Raw genomic sequence first — 17,490 nt, forward strand, 5'->3', positions numbered from 1 at the left:
GGGGCTTTCTGCATTCGGAGGAGCGCCGGGGCGCTTACTCCTTGGTGGCGGCCTTCTTCACCGCGACCTTCTTGGCGGCCGGGGCCTTGGCCACGGTCTTGGTCGCCTTCTTCGCGACCGGCGCGGCGGCGGTGCCGGCGGCCTTGGTCGTGGCCTTGCCGCGGGCGTTGCCGTAGCTGGAGTTGTAGCGCTTGCCCTTGGCGGTCTTGCGGTCGCCCTTGCCCATGTTGTGCTCCTGAAACTGTCCGGATCCGCACCGGAGTGCGGGGGTTACGAGAATCGCGTTCGCGCGAGGTCGCGAAGTCTAGCACGGGCGCCGCACCCTCTCGTCGTCTGGAGACGAGCCTCCCTGGCAAGGGGCGCCCGGCGGGCCCGGAAACTCGCGCGGCACGTTTCGGGATCGATCGGACGCGCGGCGTCCGATCGACGCGCTAGTGCGCGCAACTGGCGTCGTGCACGTGCCCATGGCTGAGCCGCAGGTTCGCCAGATGGGCCAGCCCGACGAGGGTGCCGCCGAAGGTCATCGCGATCGCATGCGGAATCACGCTGTGGTGCAGCGGCGTGTACAGCACGCCGAACCACAGCACCGCCAGGCCCGGAACCATCAGCGAGAGGGCCTGCACGGCGCGATGCCGGCGATAGCCGCCGATCATGCTGAACAGGCCCAGCCCCGTGGCGAACAGCACGAAACCCCCCTCGAAGCCGTCGCCCAGCCACGCCGCGACGCCCAGCGACGGCAGCACGGCGATCACCAGCGGCAACAGCGCGCAGTGGATCGCGCACAGCAGCGAGCCGGTGGCGCCGATCCGGTCGAGCAGGCTGCGGGGGCGGTTGGAAGACATGCGCGAACGTGACTTCTGGGAGGGGGTGGATCCGACTTCGTTATAATATAACATTGCGCAACTCGAGCCACCTACTTTAACCCGACCGATGTCAAAGCGCCTGCTGAATCGCCTCCCGCTCGCCCTCGCCCTCGCCGCCGCCCTCCCCCTGGCCGCCCAGGCCGACGACCAGGACCATGCCCACCAGCCCAAGGATCTGGCCGGCGTCGAAGTCAAAGCCACCCCGCTGGTCGGCACGGCCGAGGATCTGGTCCGCCCCGTCGAGATACTGGCCGGCGCCAGGCTCGATGAGGTCAAGGCGAATTCCCTCGGCGAGACCGTCGGAAAACTCCCCGGCGTGCAGTCGTCCTACTTCGGCCCCGGCGTCGGCCGTCCGATCGTGCGCGGCTTCGACGGCGCCCGCGTGCAGGTGCTGAGCGACGGCCTGGGCTCCGGCGACGTGTCCACGGTCAGCGTCGACCACGCGGTCAGCATCGAACCCTTCCTCGCCGACCAGATCGAAGTCCTCAAGGGCCCCGCCACCCTGCTCTACGGCAGCGGCGCGATCGGCGGCGCGGTGAACGTGGTCGACGGCCGCATTCCCGAAGCCGTCACCGACGAACCGCTGCAGGGCCGCGCCGAACTGCGCGGCAACACCGTCAACGACGAACGCACCGGCATGTTCCGCATGGACGGCACGTCGGCCTCGGGCAACGTCGTGTTCCACATCGACGGCCTGCATCGCGAGACCGGCGACTACGACATCCCCGGCTATCCCGAAAGCCGCCGCCTGATGGAAGAAGAAGGCGAAACGCCCGATCCGTCGGAAAAGGGCACGCTGCCCAACAGCTTCGTGCGCACCGACGCCGGCGCGCTGGGCGTGAGCTGGATCGGCGAACGCGGCTTCATCGGCGTCGGCGCGAGCCTGTTCGACACCCGCTACGGCGTGCCGGCCGGCGCGCACGAACACGAGCACGAGGAAGACCACGAGCACGAAGGCGAAGAGGAAGAAGCGCACGAAGAGGAAGGCCCGGTCACCATCGGCATGACCCAGCATCGCTACGAAGTGCGTGGCGGGCTGGACGACCTGGGCGCGTTCAAGTCCCTGCGCGCCAAGGTCGCGCGCACCGAATACACGCACACCGAATACGAAGGCGAGGAAACCGGCACCGTCTTCGACAACACCAGCACCGAGGCGCGCGTGGAACTCGTGCACAAGCCGCTGTTCGGCTGGGATGGCGCGATCGGCGCCCAATGGGCCCAGCGCGACTTCGAGGCGATCGGCGAGGAAGCCTTCGTGCCGCCGTCCAAGGGCAACGATGCGGGCGTGTTCTGGCTCGGCGAACGCAACTTCGGCCCGGTGAAGACCGAACTGGGCGCACGCGTGGATCGCAACAAGATCGACGTGAACGAAGCGGAGGCGATCGGTCCGGATCGCGATTTCCACACGACGAGCCTGTCGGCGGCGTTCAAGTGGGACATCAACGAGGCCTTCCACCTCTCCTTCGGCCTGGATCGCGCGCAGCGAGCGCCGACCGCGGAGGAGCTGTATTCCAACGGCCTGCACGTGGCGACCAGCAGCATCGAACTCGGCACGCCGACGATGGACGAGGAAACCGCCAACCGCGCGGAGATCGGCCTGCACTGGCATGGCGGCCCGTTCAAGGCGAGCGCGTCGATCTATCACGTGAAGTACGACGACTTCATCTATCTCGCCGACACCGGCGTGGTGGAGGACGGCAGCCCGGTGCGCCTGTGGACGCAGGACGATGCGCGGTTCAACGGCGCCGAAGCGGAAGTGGACTGGAACTTCGCCGACAACGCGAGCGGCAGCTGGAACCTGCGCGTGTTCGGCGACATGGTGCGCGGCGAGCTCACCGGCAGCGGCACGCGCGAGGTCGCGTTCGCCGTGCCGCATGGCGACCACTCGCACGATTACACGGCGCAGCTCGCGCGCGGCGGCAACCTGCCGCGCATCGCGCCGCATCGCGTGGGCGGCGAGGTGCGGTGGGAACTCGGCGACTGGCGCGCCTCGCTCGGTGCCGTGCGTTACGCACGCCAGGACGATGTCGCCGCGTACGAGACGGAAACCCCGGGCTATACGCTGGTCGACGCGCACATCGCATGGCACAGGGACACGCCGGCGGGCAATGCGTGGGAAGTGTTCCTCGACGGCAGCAACCTGCTCGACGAGGAAGCGCGCGTGCACACCTCCTTCCTCAAGGACGTGGCGCCGCTGCCGGGCCGTGGCGTGGGCTTCGGGGTCCGGGCGTTCTTCTGATGACGTGAGCGGGCGTACCACAGCCTCGCGATCGAGCCTGAACAGCGCCGCCTCACCCGCGGCGCTTTTCTTTTGCCGGAATAGGTGTATATACACGCTTATGCCAGAAGCTTCCCCCCCGCCCCCCAGCCTGTGCACCTGCTTCCGCCTGCGCAAACTCTCGCGCCTGGTGACGCAGCGCTACGACCGCGAGCTCGCCGCGGCCGGCATCAATCTCAACCAGTATTCGATCCTGCGCCGCGCCGCGCGCACGCCGCAGACGGTCGGCGCACTGGCGCGCGAGATCGGCATGGACCGCACCACGCTCAGCCGCGATCTCAAGCCGCTGATCGCCGCCGGCTGGATCGACCTGGCCAGCAGCGGCGAGGACGCGCGCGCGAAGCTGGTGCGCGTCAAACCGGCCGGAAAACGTCTGCTGGAACGCGCCCAGCCGCTGTGGCGCAGGGCGCAGGACGAAATCGACACGCGTCTCGGCGCCACCGCCGTCGCGGCGCTGCACTCCCACCTCGATCGCGCGATGGCGCGGATGGAAGCCGAATGAACACGTCCCACGCCGCGCCGCACGCCATGCGTTACTGGCCGCTGGTGCTCGCCGCCACGGCGATGCTGATGATCACCATGGGCGTGCGGCAATCGATGGGCCTGTTCGTTGCGCCGATCGGCCGCAGCACGGGCCTGACCGTCGCGCAGATCAGTTTCGCGCTGGCGATCGGACAGTTCGTCTGGGGCGCGGTGCAGCCGGTGTTCGGCGCGATCGCCGACCAGCGCGGCCCCGGTCGCGTGCTCGTCGCCGGCGGCGTGCTGCTGGCCGCGGGCATGGTGCTGGCGCCCGCGCTCGCATCGGAATGGGGACTGCTGCTCACCTTGGGCGTGCTCAGCGCGGCCGGCGCGGGCGCGGGCAGTTTTTCCATCCTGATCGGCGCCACCGCCCAGCACATGCCGGCGGAAAAACGCTCGATGGCGGCGGGCGTGATCAACGCCGGCGGATCGTTCGGCCAGTTCCTGTTCGCGCCACTGGTGCAGGCGGTGATCAGCGCCGCCGGATGGGCCGCGGCGATGTGGACGCTCGCCGTCTCGGCGCTGGCGACCTTGCCGCTCGCATGGCCGCTGCGTCGCCGCGCGGGCGATGCGGTGCACGTCGCGCGCGCGGCGGCGCCCGGCATTTCGTTGCGCGAACAGCTGCGCATCGCCGCGCGCGATCGCAGTTACTGGATGCTGCACCTGGGCTTCTTCACCTGCGGCGTGCACATCGCGTTCCTAGTCACGCACCTGCCGGGCGAGATCGCGTTGTGCGGCCTGCCGGCGAGCGTCTCGGCCGTGTCGCTCGCGCTGATCGGGCTGTTCAACGTCGGCGGCAGCCTCGCGGCGGGCTGGCTCGGCCAGCGCTTCCGCATGAAGACCCTGCTCGCCGCGATGTACGCCAGTCGCGCGTTGCTGATCGCGATCTACCTCGTCTCGCCGCCGACGCCACTGACGTTCTTCCTGTTCTCCGCCGGCCTGGGCCTGACCTGGCTGGCGACGGTCCCGCCGACGGCGGGCCTGGTCGGCAAGCTGTTCGGCGCGCGTTATCTCGGCACGCTGTTCGGGTTGACGTTGTTGTCGCACCAGCTCGGCGGCTTCTTCGGCGCGTGGGTCGGCGGACTGGTGCTGGAGCGCTTCGGCGATTACAGCTGGATGTGGTACGCCGACATGGCACTGGCGCTGATCGCCGCCGCCGCGAACCTGCCCATCCGCGAGGCCGCGCCGATGACGATGCGCGCCCCCGCGCCGCAACCGGAGGCCACGTGAGCATGCATGACGAAGACAGACGCGATGAAGGCGCGATCGACCTGGAGGCGAAGCTCGCCACGTTCGACGAACACTGGCGGCCGCGCACCGTCGCGACCTTCAACGGCCACGACATCATGGTGGTGAAGGTGAAGGGCGAGTTCGTGTGGCACTCGCACGCGGACACCGACGATCTCTTCCTGGTGCTGCACGGCCGCGTGCGCATCGAACTGCGCGACCGCCACGTCGAGCTCGGCCCGGGCGAGCTGTTCGTCGTGCCGCGCGGCGTCGAGCATCGTCCGGTCGCCGTCGAGGAAGCGCACCTGATGCTGATCGAACCGACCGGCACGCCGAACACGGGCAATGCAGCCACGGCGGCGCAGCGTCGGGTGATCTAGGGGCGCTTTGCGCTCCCGGCGACTCAGGCCTCGGCGCGCGCGCACGCCGCGCACACGCCATGCACTTCCAGCGTCTGCGCCTGCGGCGTGAAGCCCAGTTCGCGCGCGCGACGGTCCAGCGTTTCCACGATGCGCTCGTCCTCCAGCTCCGTCGCCGACTGGCAGCGGTCGCAGATCAGGAACGGCACCGCATGCTGCGCCGCGCCCGGGTGGTGGCAACCGACGAAGGCGTTGATCGAGGCGAGCTTGTGGATGAAGCCGTGTTCGAGCAGGAAATCCAGCGCGCGATACACCGTCGGCGGCGCCGCGGCGTCGTGCGTGGCCTTCATCTGGTCGAGCAGCTCGTAGGCCTTCACCGGGCGGCCGGCATCGGCGATCAGGCGCAACGCGTGCGCGCGGATCGGAGTCAGGCGCAGGCCGCGGGCCTCGCACGCGCGCTCGACCTCGTGCACGAAGGCGTCGCCGTCGTGGACGTGGTGGGTCGGGTCGGTGCAGGCGTGATGGTGGCTCATGGGCGCGTTCCCGCTCGGGATACCGAGGATTTAGGCCCCGGCCGGCACTTTTGCAAGGGCCGCGTCGATGCGCGCCAGGGCTTCGTCCTGCCCTGCCAGGTAGACGGTGTGCGAGATGTCCGGCGAGACCTGCGTGCCGGTGATCGCCACGCGCATCGGCTGGGCGACCTTGCCCATGCCGATGCCCAGCGCCTCGGCGGTCGCATGCAGCGCGCCGGAGACGGCATCGGCGCTCCACGCGCCCAGCGCGGCCAGACGCTCGCGCGCGTCGGCCAGCGGCGCGCGCGCGGCAGCGGTCAGGTGCTTGGCGACGGCTGCATCGTCGTACTGCGTGAGCGGCTGGAACCACACGGCCGAGCGCTCGGCCATCTCCTTCAGCGTCTGCACGCGGTCGCGCAGCGCGACGACGAGGTCGCCGGCTGCGGGGCCCTTCGCAAGGTCGTAACCGGCGGCGCGCAGGTGCCATTCCAGATGCGTGGCGACGTCGGCCGGCGCGTCGTTCTTCAGGTATTGCTGGTTGAGCCACCCGAGCTTGGCCGGATCCAGGCGCGAGGCCTTGGCGTTCACGTCCTTCAGGTCGAACAGCGAGGTCATCTCCGCGATGGAGAAGATCTCCTGGTCGCCATGCGACCAGCCCAGGCGCACGAGGTAGTTGAGCAGCGCGTGCGGCAGGTAGCCCATCTCGCGGTACTGCATGACGTCGGCCGCGCCGGTGCGCTTGGACAGCTTGGCGCCCTGCTCGTCCAGGATCATCGGCAGGTGCGCGAAATGCGGCACCGTGGCGCCCAGCGCGCGATAGATGTTGATCTGGCGCGGCGTGTTGTTGACGTGGTCGTCGCCGCGCACCACGTCGGTGATGCGCATGTCGATGTCGTCGACGACCACGGCGAAGTTGTAGGTCGGATAGCCATCGGAGCGGAAGATCACCAGGTCGTCGAGTTCGCTGTTGGCGATCTCGATGCGGCCCTTCACCTTGTCTTCCCACACGACGGTCCCGTCCTGCGGGTTCTTGAAGCGGATGACGCGGTTGGGATCGTCGCGGAAGCCTTCGTTGCGATCGCGATACGCGCCGTTGTAGCGCGGCTTGTCGCCGGCGGCCATCGCCTTCTCGCGCATGGCCTCCAGTTCTTCCTTGGTTTCGTATGCGTAGTACGCGGTGCCGGCCGCGACCATCTGCTCGGCGACCTCGCGGTAACGCTCCAGGCGCTGCGTCTGGTAGATCGGGCCTTCGTCGTAATCCAGGCCGAGCCACGCCATCGCCTCGAGGATGGCGTCGATCGCCGCCTGCGTGCTGCGCTCGCGATCGGTGTCCTCGATGCGCAGGACGAACTGCCCGCCGTGGCGACGCGCTTCCAGCCAGCAGTACAGCGCGGTGCGGGCGCCGCCGATGTGCAGGTAGCCGGTGGGACTGGGGGCGAAGCGGGTGCGGCTGGTCATGGGGCGTTCGTGCGGCGGAAAGCGGCGATTTTAACCGGAGCCGGCCCGCCGGGGCCGGATGCCGGCGGTCACGGGACGGGCTCCGGCGGCAGGCCCTAGAATCGCGGCATGACGACCTTGTTCATCTCCGACGTCCACCTCGACGCCGAGCGTCCGCAGATTACCGAACTGTTCGGCCGTTTCCTCCGCTCCGAAGCCTACGGCGCCGACGCGCTGTACATCCTGGGCGATCTGTTCGAGGCGTGGGTCGGCGACGACGACCCGTCCGAAACCGGCGCCTTCGTCGCGCGCGAACTGCACGAACTGCAGGCCTCCGGCGTGCCGGTGCATTTCATCCGCGGCAACCGTGATTTCCTGCTTGGCGAGGACTTCGCGCAACGCGCCGGCATGCGAATCCTGCCGGACCCGTCGGTGGTGATGCTCTACGGCGAGCCGACGCTGATCATGCACGGCGACACGCTGTGCACCGACGATCTCGCCTACCAGCAGTTCCGCGCGCAGACCCGTAATCCGCAGTGGCAGGCGCAGTTCCTCGCGCAGCCGCTGGCGGCGCGCGTCGCCTTCGCGCAACAGGCCCGCGCCGCGAGCCGCGCGCACCAGAGCGGGCTGAAGCAGCAGGGCACGATGGAAACCATCACCGACGTCTCGCCGGCGACGGTGGAAAGCACGTTCGGCCGTTATGGACTGTCGCGCATCATCCACGGCCACACGCATCGCCCGGCGGTGCATGAGCTGATGATCGAAGGTCGCCCGTGCGAGCGCATCGTGCTCGGCGACTGGTACGACCACGGGTCCGTGCTGCGGGTGAGCCGGAAAGGGTTCGAGTTATGCGGGTTGGCGATGCAGTGACAGGTTTGTCGCCCTGACAGCGTCGTCCCGGTAAAGGGCGGGATGACGTGACGTCTTCGCCGGGATCAGCCCGGCAACCAGCCGCCGCATCAGCCCGCCAGCTTCTCCAACGCTTCCAGTTCCTCAGGCCCGAAGCCCGCCGCACTGCGCGCTTCATGATTGAACGGCCCGTACAACACCGCGCGCGCGTACTCGGCCAGCAATTCGCGGAAGCGCGGCACCGGATCCACGCCCGCGCGTTCGCAATACCAGCGGAACCAGCGCGAACCCGCGGCGACGTGCGCCACTTCCTCGCGCAGGATGACTTCGAGGATCGCGACCGTCGCTTCGTCGCCCATCGCGCGCAGCTTCACGATCATGCCCGGAGTAACGTCCAAGCCGCGCGCTTCCAGCACGCGCGGCACCAGCGCCATGCGCGCCAGGCCGTCGTGCGCGGTTTTCTCGGCCATTTCCCACAGGCCGTTGTGCGCGTCGAAATCACCGTAGTCGTGGCCGAACTCGCGCAGCCGCGCACGCAGCATCGTGAAGTGCCGCGCCTCGTCGTTCGCGACGCTTACCCAGTCGGCATAGAAATCATGCGGCAGGCCGCGAAAGCGGTACGCCGCGTCCCACGCCAGGTCGATCGCGTTGAACTCGATGTGCGCGATGGCGTGGATGAACGCCGCGCGTCCTTCGTTGCTGCCGAAGCCGCGCCGGGGAAGATCGCGCGGATGCACGAGCAGCGGACGCCCGGGGCGGCCCGGCATGCGGATCGCCTCCGGTTCCGGCGCATCGCCGGGAATCGTGAGTTCTCCGCGCGAGAACGCTTCGGCGGCTGCGAACGTCGCCGCGACCTTCGCGTCCGGCGACGCCGCATCGAGGCAGGCGCGCGCGGCGTCGAACAGCGACGTCATGGCGTCAGTGCGCGGCGGGATCGGCCGGCGAGCAGCCCCAGCCGTCGGCGAATCCGCCGAAGGTTCCGGCCAGATCGGCGAATTCGCGCTCCATCGCGGTGATGGCCGCATGCGACGGCGCCATGATGCGCACCACGCACACCTGCCACACGTCTTCCTCGTCGACCTCGGGTTCGTCCACCGACACGAACGGCTTCTCCGCCGCGGCTGCCGCGAACGCCTCCGCCTGCGATTCGTCGTCGAAAACGTGGAAGAACTCGATCGGCCGTTCCAGCGTGAGGTCGTCGCCGTCGTCGAGCATGCGGCGCAGGACTTCGCCGTTTTCGTCGTCCGGAATCATCGCCCGCTGCAGTTCGCGCACCTCACGCCCTCCGCGTCTTCTTCGCCTCGTCCGAACGCAGCTGCTGGATGCGCTCGAAATAACCCGGCTCGATGCCGGTGACGTATTCGCCGTTGAAGCAGGACGAATCGAAGTGGCTGATGCGCTGTTTCGGGCCGGACACGGCTTCTTCCAGGTCCGACAGGTCCTGGTAGATCAGCCAGTCCACGCCGAGCAGCTTCTCGACTTCGTCGTCCGTGCGGCCGTGCGCGACGAGCTCCTCGGCCGACGGCATGTCGATGCCGTACACATTCGGATAGCGCACGGCGGGCGCGGCGGAGGCGAGATACACCTTCCGCGCACCGGCGTCGCGCGCCATCTGCACGATCTGCTTCGACGTCGTGCCGCGCACGATCGAGTCGTCGACCAGCAGCACGACGCGGTTGCGGAATTCCAGCGGGATCGGATTGAGCTTGCGGCGCACCGACTTCGCGCGCTCACCCTGCCCCGGCATGATGAAGGTGCGGCCGACGTAGCGGTTCTTGATGAAGCCCTCGCGGTACTTCACGCCGATGACGTTGGCGATTTCCAGTGCCGCATCGCGCGAGGTGTCGGGAATCGGGATGACCGTGTCGATGTCGTGGTCCGGACGCAGGCGCAGGATCTTCTCGCCGAGCTTCTGGCCCATGCGCATGCGCGCCTTGTGCACCGAGACCTCGTCCATCATCGAATCCGGACGCGCGAAGTACACGTATTCGAAGATGCACGGCGTGTGCTCGCGAGGCTCGGCGCACTGGCGCGTGAACAGCTCGCCGCGCGGCGTGACGACGATGCCCTCGCCGGGGCGCACGTCGCGCACGCGTTCGAAACCGAGCAGGTCGAGCGCGACCGATTCCGACGCCACGGCATATTCGTCCTGCCCGCCGCTGTTTCGCTTGCCCAGCACCAGCGGACGGATGCCGTTGGGATCGCGGAACGCCACCAGCCCCAGGCCCAGCACCGTCGCGACCACGGCGAAACCGCCGACGCAGCGACGGTGCACGCCTTCGATCGCGCGGAACGCGGCGTCGGGGTTCAGCGCCTTGGTCGCGTCCAGCTCGTGCGCGAACACGTTGAGCAGCACTTCGGAATCGGATTCGGTGTTGACGTTGCGGCGATCCTGTTCGAACACCTCGCGACGCAGCGTGTCGGTGTTGATCAGGTTGCCGTTGTGCGCCAGCGCGATGCCGAACGGCGAGTTCACGTAGAACGGCTGCGCCTCGTCGGAGCCTTCGCTGCCCGCGGTGGGATAGCGGCAGTGCGCGATGCCGACGCGACCTTCCAGCAGCGACATCGAGTTCTCGTCGAACACGTCGCTGACCAGCCCGTTGCCCTTGTGCACGCGCAGCTTGCTGCCGTTCGCCGTGGCGATGCCGGCGGCGTCCTGGCCGCGATGCTGCAGCACCGTCAGGCCGTCGTAGAGCTGCGCCGCGACGTCGTTGTGGCCGACGATACCGAGAATGCCGCACATGATGATGAGTCCTGCTGTGAAGTTGTTTGGTGCGCGGCCGTCAGGCCTCGCTGACCGGCGCCGGCAGGGCCGGCGTGGTCTCCGGCGTCACCGCCGGGGGAAGTCCGCCGGAATCCGCCGGCGCATGACCGTCCAGGTCGACGTGTTCGGCGGCCCATTCGGGCAGCCACGCGCGCATCCACCGCGCACCCGGCACGAACACCGGCACCACCTGCGAGCGCTGCCATTCCGGCTCGCGCGGCATCGCGGTGAGGCCGGCCAGCAGCACCAGCACGCAGGCGACGAACGCCCCGCGCGCGATGCCGAGCACCAGGCCGAGCATGCGGTCGAGCCCGGACAGCCCGACCGACTGCACCAGCTTGCGCACCAGCCAGCCGACCAGGCCGACCACGACCAGCACGCCGATGAAGCACAACGCGTAACCGCCGAAGAGCTCGCCCGGGCCGATGTCGCCGTCGCCCGACAGGATCAGCCCGACGTCGGCGCCGAAATGGAACGCCGCCCAGCCCGCCAGCAACCACGCGATGAGCGAGGCGAGCACGCCGACGAAGCCGCGCATCAGCCCGAACAGCGCCGATACCGCGACCACCGCCAGCAGCACCCAGTCGATCGCGCCCATGCGTCAGCTCACCGCCGAGATGGGGTCAGGGGTGCGGGCGGACAATGCCGCTCACGCCCAGCTTCGCCGCGACCTGCGCCCTGAGCTGGTCGGCTTCGCCGCGGCTGGCCACCGGCCCGACGCGAACGCGGTTCAGCACGCCCTTGTCGGTGCGGACCTGCTCGACGAACGCGCTGAACCCCGACGCACGCGCGCGATCACGCAGCTTGTCGGCATCCGCGGCGCTGCCGAAGGCGCCCAGCTGGACGGCAAAGCCCACACCGGGCGCGCTCGGGCGCGCGGGGGCCGGCGTCCCGGCGGGCTTTTCGACCTTCGCGATGGGCTTCTCAACGGGTTTGCTGGCCGCGGGCCTGGCGGGTTCCGCCGGCAGCGGCGAGGGGGCCGACGTCGACGGGCGCGGAGCGGCCGCCGAAGCCTCCGACAGCGGGACCGGCGCGGACACCGGCGCCGTCCGGGCGGGAGCGGGCTGCGACGCGCTGGCGACGGGCTCGGCGGCCTCGGCGTCCAGCACGACGACCTTCGCGCCGACATCGCTGCGTACGCGACCGGACTGCAGGCGCGCGCCCTCGGCCTGCGCCTGGGTGGCGAACGGCCCGATGCGCACCCGGTGCAGCGTGCGACCGTTGCCGGGGACGGGTTCCTGGTAGGCGGGCAGCTGCGCGCCCAGCAGCGCCTTGATCACGCGGTCGGCGTCGGCCGCCGAGGCGTAGCTGCCGAAGCTCACGGCGTAGTTGCCGCCGCCGGTGGCGGCCGGCATCGCATCCTGGGTCGGCGCGGGCGCGGTCGCGGTGGTGTCGACGGTCGGGAGCGTGTCGCCGGCGTCTTCACCGGCATCGGCGTTCATGCCGACGGCACCGCCGGCCGGCGCCTGGCCGGGGCTCACCAGCGGCAGTTCGCGGGTCTCGAAGTCGCCGCCGGGCGCGTTGGGCAGTTCGAGCGGGACATTGGACGCCCCGCTTTCGGGCGCCGGCCCCTTGATCAGCATCGGCAGGAAGATCACCGCCAGTGCGATCAACACGACCGCACCGATGACGCGCTGTTTCAGGGCAGGTTCCATCGGTTCTCGTTTACCGCAGGCGGATTGCCGCGCGAATTATACCCTCGCGACCCGCCGGGACCGGCGCGGCGGCGGTCACGTTCAGTCGCGGGCGAGCGACGCCAGCGCGGTCGCGGCGGTGTGGAAGGAGCCGAACACCAGCACGCGATCACCCGCCTCCGCCCCGGCTCGCGCCGCGTCGAGCGCCTGCGCGACGTCCGCGTGCCTCGCGCCGTTCGCCGCGGCGGTACCGGCCAGGCGCGCGGCGAGCGCATCGACGTCGGCGCCGCGCGGCCCCGCATCGGCGAGCCCGGCCAGGTGCCACTCGTCGACGCGGGGCGCCAGCGCCTCCACCACGCCGGTGGCGTCCTTGTCGGACAGCGCGGCGTACACGGCGATCATGCGACCCCGCGCGGGCGCGGCGCGGAGCCAGTCGGCGAGCGCGCGCGCGGCCTGCGGGTTGTGGCCGACGTCCACGAGGATCTCCACGCCATCGCGTTCGAACCGCTGCAGCCGCCCGCCGATGTGCGCGTTGGCGATGCCGTCGCCGTAGGCCTCGCGCGGCAGCGGCTTCGGCCGATTCTTCAGCGCGCGCAGCGCCGCGATGGCGACCGTCGCGTTGCGCAATTGCACCGGCGCGGCGAGCCGCGGCATGGGCAGTTCGAGCCGCTTGCCGATCTCGCGCCACTGCCAGCGCCCGGGCTGCGCGTTGCCGTCGGCGTCCAGCATGGGCGGCAACGGCTTGAAGAAGAAATCGTTGGCGATGCGCCACGTCGGCGCGCCGATGCGATACGCATGGCCCAGCACGCTCGACGGCGGATCGTCGTCGCCCAGCACCAGCGGCTTCCATGCGCGTGCGATGCCGACCTTTTCCGCGCCGATGGCTTCGCGCTCGTCGCCGAGGTAGTCCTGGTGATCCAGGTCCACCGTGGTGATCACCGCGACGTCCGCGTCGATCAGGTTGGTCGCGTCCAGCCGTCCGCCGAGGCCAACTTCGAGGATCGCCAGATCGAGCTTCGCGCGTTCGAACAGCCACAACGCGGCGAGCGTTCCGTATTCGAAGTAGGTCAGTTGCGTGTCGCCGCGCGCGGCCTCGATCGCTTCGAAGGCTTCGATCAGCGCGTCGTCGGATGCGTCGGCGCCGTCGATGCGCACGCGTTCGTTGTACGCGAGCAGGTGCGGCGACGTGTACGCACCGACCTTCCACCCCGCCGCGCGCGCGATCGACTCGATGAAGGCGACGGTCGAGCCCTTGCCGTTCGTCCCGCCGACGGTGATCACCGCCCTGCCCGGTTTGCCGAGCTTCAGCGCCTGCGCGACGACGCGGATGCGGTCGAGCCCCATGTCGATGGACCTGGGGTGGATGCGTTCGATGTACTGGAGCCAGTCGGCGAGCGTGCGGGTGGTCATCCGCGCATTATCGCCGGGGACCCGCCGTTGTAGCTTCTGTAGCCCGGGTAAGGTCGAAGGCCGCACCCGGGTTGCGCACGTCCGGCGAGCCCCGCCCCCGGGTGCGCTTCGCTTACCCGGGCTACAACGGCCGCGCTACCGCCGCCCTTCTCACAACGCCCGATGCACCGCCTCGCCAAAGAACGCCGTGTGATGGCTGCAGTCGTTCAGCCGCACCACTTCCAGATGATCAACGTCGGGGCCTTCGAGCAGGTTGATCGTCGTCGGGGCCTGGCGGAAGGTCCACAGGCGCGAGAGCGGAATGCCGAGCACGTGGCACAGCAGTACGCGGTTCACCGCGTCGTGCGCGACGACCAGCAACGTGTCGCTCGCGCCGAGGCCTTCGGTCGCGCGCGCGAACGCGGGCCACGCACGTTCGAAGACGTGCTGCAGCGATTCGCCTTCCGGCATCAGCACCTCGTGCGGCGTGTCGCGCCAGGCTTGCAGGCGGTCGGGATCGCGCTCGCGGATCTCGGTGGCAAGCAGGCCTTCCCACGTGCCGTGCGCGATTTCCATCAGGCCCGGATCGAGCGTCAGCGGCAGGTCGCGATCGCCGAGCGCGAATTCCGCCGTCTGCCGCGCGCGACCCAGCGGCGAGGCGACCGCGCGCGTGATCGGCACTTCACGCAGGCGTTCGCCCAGCGCGCGCGCCTGCGCGATGCCGACGTCGGACAGCGGAATGTCTTCCTGGCCCTGGTAACGGCCTTCGGCGTTCCAGGGCGTTTCGCCGTGGCGTGCAAGCAGGATGCGCATGATCGGGTCCGTGTGGGGCGGCCGACGGAGGCGTCGCGCCGAATGGGCCAGCCTAGCAAAAGCGGCGCCTCGCACAACGGTTGCACTGGCAACCGCCGCGCCGCTGCGGGACCATGCGCGCTTCACCACAGGAGGCACGGCGATGGCACAGGTCAAGGGAGAGTTCGACGTGAAGCGCACGCCGGAAGGCGGTTTCGATCTGGGCGGCGGCGCGGTCGCGGGGCATTTCCGCTTCGACAAGCAGTTCCATGGCGCGCTGGACGCGACCGGCATCGTGCACATGCTCGCGGTCGGCACGCAGGTCGACGGCTCGGCGGCCTACGTCGCGGTCGAACGCATCGACGGCACGCTCGACGGACTGCGCGGCGCCTTCCTCACCCAGCACAACGGCACGCTGGATCGCGGCGCGCCGACGCTGTCGCTGACGGTGGTGCCGGATTCGGCGACGGGCGAACTGGAAGGCCTGCGCGGACGGATGCAGATCGACATCGTCGAGGGCAAGCACTTCTATACGTTCGATTACGAGATCGCGGAAGGTTGAGTCCGCCACGCCTTTGTAGCCCGGGTAAGCCAAGCGCACCCGGGTGAGCGTGACAGGACCCCGGGTGCGCTTGGCTTACCCGGGCTGCAAGAGCTTCGATCGCCAGCGGGTTTCCGCGCCGCTACTTCCCCGCCTTCTCCGGCACGCCCATCTCTTCCAGCAGCTGCGGCGCCGGGAAGACCTCCTGCATGATCCAGCGCATATAGCGCTGGTCGACCGCGATCATGCGGGTCATCGCCGGATCGAACACCCAGTTGCTGCTCACCGATTCCCAGTTGCCGTCGAACGCGAGGCCCACGAGCCTGCCGCGCGCATCAAGCACGGGCGAGCCCGAATTGCCGCCCGTGATGTCGAGGTCCGACAGGAAATTCACCGGCACCGTCTTGAGCTTGCGATCGGCGAGGCCGCCGTAATTCTTCGCGGCGATCGCATCCAGTAGCGGTTGCGGCGCATTGAACGGCGCCTCGCCGGTGGCCTTCGCCGCCACTTCCTCCAGGCGCGTGAACGGCACCTGCTTCGTGCCGTCGGTCTTCGTGTAGCCCATGACGTTGCCGAAGGTGATGCGCAGCGACGAGTTCGCGTCGGGATACACGAACTGGCCCTTGCTCTTCTTGTAGTCGGCCACCGCCTGCAGGTACACCGGACGCGCGACGAGCGCATCGCCCGCGCGCGCCTTGCCTTCCTGTTCCAGCCGCAGCACGGTCGGCATGATCGCCACGGCGAACTGCACCGCCGGATCCCTGCTCTTCTCGAACGCGGCCTTGTCGGCCCCCATCAGCGACACGCGCTGTTCGGTGCTGCCGAGCCTGGTCTTGGCGAGCTTGTCGAGTGCGGCCTGGATCGCCTTCTCGTCGCGTCCGCCGAGCCACTTTTCGAGCGCTGGCACCCGCTGCGAATCGGAAAGCTTGAGGTATTCGCGCAGCCAGTACGCCTGCAGTTCGCGATCCATCGCCGGCACGTAGCGACGTTCCATCTGGCGCATCGCACCTTCGATCGTCGGGCGATCGCGTTCCTGGTAGCCCTGCTCGCGCTGCGCGTCGGGCTTGGCGCGTTCCAGCGCGAAGCGGTACAGCTGCGTCGCCGCGCCGAGCGTGCCGGTGCTGCGCAGCTGGCCGAACACGAGGTCGCGTTCGCGATGCGTGCGCGCGGCTTCGTCCAGCGCGACGAGCTTGGCGTGCGCGGCGAGCGCCGCCTCGCCCTCCGCACCTTCCGAGCGCAGCCAGTCGAGCACCGCCGCTTCCTCGGCCTGCTTCTTCTCCGCCGCGCCGATGCGTTCGAAGCCCGCCAGCTGGCCGTCGTAATTCTTCATCGTGTTCTGCCAGCCGCGAATCGTGCTGGCGTAACGCACCGCGATGTCGGGATTCCGGCTGCCTTCGCGCTGCACGAGCGCGACCAGCTTCTTGTAATGCTCGCCGATGGTCGGATACGTCCAGTTCGCGGTCTCGTCGAATTCCTCGGCGAGCGCGTAGCGCGCGGTGCGGCCGGGATAGCCCGCGACCATCACGAAGTCGCGTTCGCGCAGCGGTTTGTCGGCGAGTTGCAGGTGATGCTTCGGCTGGTACGGCACGTTGTCCGTGGAGTACGCCGCGGGCCTTCCATCCTTGCCGACATAGGCGCGATAGAACGCGAAATCGCCGGTGTGGCGCGGCCACATCCAGTTGTCCACTTCGCCGCCGTAGTTGCCGACGCTGCCCGGAGGCGCGTAGACCAGACGCACGTCCTTGATCTCGAGGTTGCGGAACAGGCGGTATTCGTTGCCACCGGAGAAGCTGTACAGGCGGCAGCGAAAACCCGCTTCGCGTTCGCACGAGGCGACGAGCTGCTTCTCGATCGTCTCCAGCGCGTTCGTGCGCCCGAGCGCATCGGGCGCCGAGGCGATCGCGTCCTTCACCTGCTTCGTCACGTCCTGGATCGTGTCGAGCGCGTAGATGCGCGCGTTCGGACCGGCGGAGACTTCCTGCGCCTGCGTGGCGGCGTTGAAGCCGTCCTGCATCAGGTTCTTCTCGGGCGTGGAATTGAGCTGGATCGCGCCGTACGCGCAGTGGTGGTTGGTGACCACCAAGCCCTGCGGCGAGACGAAGCTCGCCGTGCATCCGCCGAGCGAGACCACCGCGGCCATCGGATCGCCGGTGAGGTTGGCCAGCTGCGAGGGGTTGAGCTTCAGGCCCGCCTTCTTCAGCGGCCCCGCGATCTCCGGCAACTGCTGCGGCACCCACATGCCCTCGCCGGCATGGGCCATGCCCGCGGCCACGACCAACGCACAGGACACCGCCGTCGCCAACCCCATATGACGCATGCGCAACTC

At 69.2% G+C, this 17,490-nt stretch carries 18 protein-coding genes; 6 read left to right on the forward strand and 12 right to left on the reverse strand.

Going from position 1 to position 17,490, the window contains the following annotated elements; all coding sequences use genetic code 11:
- Positions 1-34: 34 nt before the first annotated feature.
- Positions 35-226, reverse strand: coding sequence for a 30S ribosomal protein THX (locus I4U41_RS03590; protein WP_206859763.1), 192 nt, complete (start codon positions 224-226; stop codon positions 35-37).
- Between the two features lie 205 nt (positions 227-431).
- Positions 432-842, reverse strand: a complete 411-nt coding sequence (locus tag I4U41_RS03595; protein ID WP_206859764.1) for a MerC domain-containing protein — start codon at positions 840-842, stop codon at positions 432-434.
- A gap of 88 nt (positions 843-930) precedes the next feature.
- Between I4U41_RS03595 and I4U41_RS03600 the strand changes: the two genes are divergently transcribed.
- From I4U41_RS03600 to I4U41_RS03615, 4 genes are all read left to right on the forward strand, one after another.
- Positions 931-3,102 carry a TonB-dependent receptor gene (locus tag I4U41_RS03600; protein WP_206859765.1) on the forward strand — a complete coding sequence of 724 codons (2,172 nt, stop codon included), beginning with the start codon at positions 931-933 and terminating at the stop codon, positions 3,100-3,102.
- 100 nt (positions 3,103-3,202) lie between these two features.
- Positions 3,203-3,643: a MarR family winged helix-turn-helix transcriptional regulator gene (locus I4U41_RS03605; RefSeq protein ID WP_206859766.1), complete on the forward strand. Its 441-nt coding sequence runs from the start codon at positions 3,203-3,205 to the stop codon at positions 3,641-3,643.
- Positions 3,640-4,890 (forward strand): MFS transporter, encoded by a 1,251-nt coding sequence (locus I4U41_RS03610; RefSeq protein ID WP_206859767.1) that lies wholly within the window; start codon positions 3,640-3,642, stop codon positions 4,888-4,890. Before I4U41_RS03605 ends, I4U41_RS03610 begins: the two co-directional genes overlap by 4 nt.
- A gap of 2 nt (positions 4,891-4,892) precedes the next feature.
- Positions 4,893-5,267, forward strand: a complete 375-nt coding sequence (locus I4U41_RS03615) for a cupin domain-containing protein (RefSeq protein ID WP_206860393.1) — start codon at positions 4,893-4,895, stop codon at positions 5,265-5,267.
- 23 nt (positions 5,268-5,290) lie between these two features.
- Here the strand turns inward: I4U41_RS03615 and I4U41_RS03620 are convergent, their stop codons facing one another.
- Both I4U41_RS03620 and gltX read right to left on the reverse strand, forming a co-directional pair.
- On the reverse strand, positions 5,291-5,779 hold the full coding sequence (locus I4U41_RS03620) for a transcriptional repressor (protein ID WP_206859768.1): 489 nt from the start codon (positions 5,777-5,779) through the stop codon (positions 5,291-5,293).
- Positions 5,780-5,809: 30 nt separating this feature from the next.
- On the reverse strand, positions 5,810-7,216 hold the full coding sequence (gene gltX / locus I4U41_RS03625) for a glutamate--tRNA ligase (RefSeq protein ID WP_206859769.1): 1,407 nt from the start codon (positions 7,214-7,216) through the stop codon (positions 5,810-5,812).
- A gap of 108 nt (positions 7,217-7,324) precedes the next feature.
- Here gltX and lpxH point away from each other — a divergent pair, with 108 nt between their 5' ends.
- Positions 7,325-8,065, forward strand: a complete 741-nt coding sequence (gene lpxH, locus I4U41_RS03630; RefSeq protein ID WP_206859770.1) for a UDP-2,3-diacylglucosamine diphosphatase — start codon at positions 7,325-7,327, stop codon at positions 8,063-8,065.
- Positions 8,066-8,154: 89 nt separating this feature from the next.
- Here lpxH and I4U41_RS03635 read toward each other — a convergent pair whose 3' ends face one another.
- The 7 genes from I4U41_RS03635 to I4U41_RS03665 form a co-directional block, all read right to left on the reverse strand.
- Positions 8,155-8,958 (reverse strand): ferritin-like domain-containing protein, encoded by an 804-nt coding sequence (locus I4U41_RS03635; RefSeq protein WP_206859771.1) that lies wholly within the window; start codon positions 8,956-8,958, stop codon positions 8,155-8,157.
- Positions 8,959-8,962: 4 nt separating this feature from the next.
- Positions 8,963-9,319 (reverse strand): ribonuclease E inhibitor RraB, encoded by a 357-nt coding sequence (locus tag I4U41_RS03640; protein WP_206859772.1) that lies wholly within the window; start codon positions 9,317-9,319, stop codon positions 8,963-8,965.
- Position 9,320: 1 nt separating this feature from the next.
- Complete coding sequence (purF, locus tag I4U41_RS03645) at positions 9,321-10,787, reverse strand: amidophosphoribosyltransferase (protein ID WP_206859773.1); 1,467 nt, start codon at positions 10,785-10,787, stop codon at positions 9,321-9,323.
- 40 nt (positions 10,788-10,827) lie between these two features.
- Positions 10,828-11,406, reverse strand: coding sequence for a CvpA family protein (locus I4U41_RS03650; RefSeq protein WP_206859774.1), 579 nt, complete (start codon positions 11,404-11,406; stop codon positions 10,828-10,830).
- A gap of 25 nt (positions 11,407-11,431) precedes the next feature.
- Positions 11,432-12,463 (reverse strand): SPOR domain-containing protein, encoded by a 1,032-nt coding sequence (locus tag I4U41_RS03655; protein ID WP_206859775.1) that lies wholly within the window; start codon positions 12,461-12,463, stop codon positions 11,432-11,434.
- A gap of 81 nt (positions 12,464-12,544) precedes the next feature.
- Entirely contained in the window at positions 12,545-13,852 is a 1,308-nt protein-coding gene (gene folC / locus I4U41_RS03660) for a bifunctional tetrahydrofolate synthase/dihydrofolate synthase (RefSeq protein ID WP_206859776.1), read from the reverse strand.
- A 150-nt stretch (positions 13,853-14,002) separates the two neighbouring features.
- Positions 14,003-14,644, reverse strand: coding sequence for a histidine phosphatase family protein (locus I4U41_RS03665; RefSeq protein ID WP_206859777.1), 642 nt, complete (start codon positions 14,642-14,644; stop codon positions 14,003-14,005).
- Between the two features lie 142 nt (positions 14,645-14,786).
- Between I4U41_RS03665 and I4U41_RS03670 the strand changes: the two genes are divergently transcribed.
- Positions 14,787-15,185, forward strand: coding sequence for a DUF3224 domain-containing protein (locus tag I4U41_RS03670; protein WP_206859778.1), 399 nt, complete (start codon positions 14,787-14,789; stop codon positions 15,183-15,185).
- A gap of 121 nt (positions 15,186-15,306) precedes the next feature.
- Here I4U41_RS03670 and I4U41_RS03675 read toward each other — a convergent pair whose 3' ends face one another.
- Positions 15,307-17,403 (reverse strand): S46 family peptidase, encoded by a 2,097-nt coding sequence (locus tag I4U41_RS03675; protein WP_206860394.1) that lies wholly within the window; start codon positions 17,401-17,403, stop codon positions 15,307-15,309.
- Between the last annotated feature and the right edge of the window lie 87 nt (positions 17,404-17,490).

Source organism: Lysobacter changpingensis, assembly GCF_017308985.1.
GTDB classification, from domain to species: Bacteria; Pseudomonadota; Gammaproteobacteria; order Xanthomonadales; family Xanthomonadaceae; genus Lysobacter_J; species Lysobacter_J changpingensis.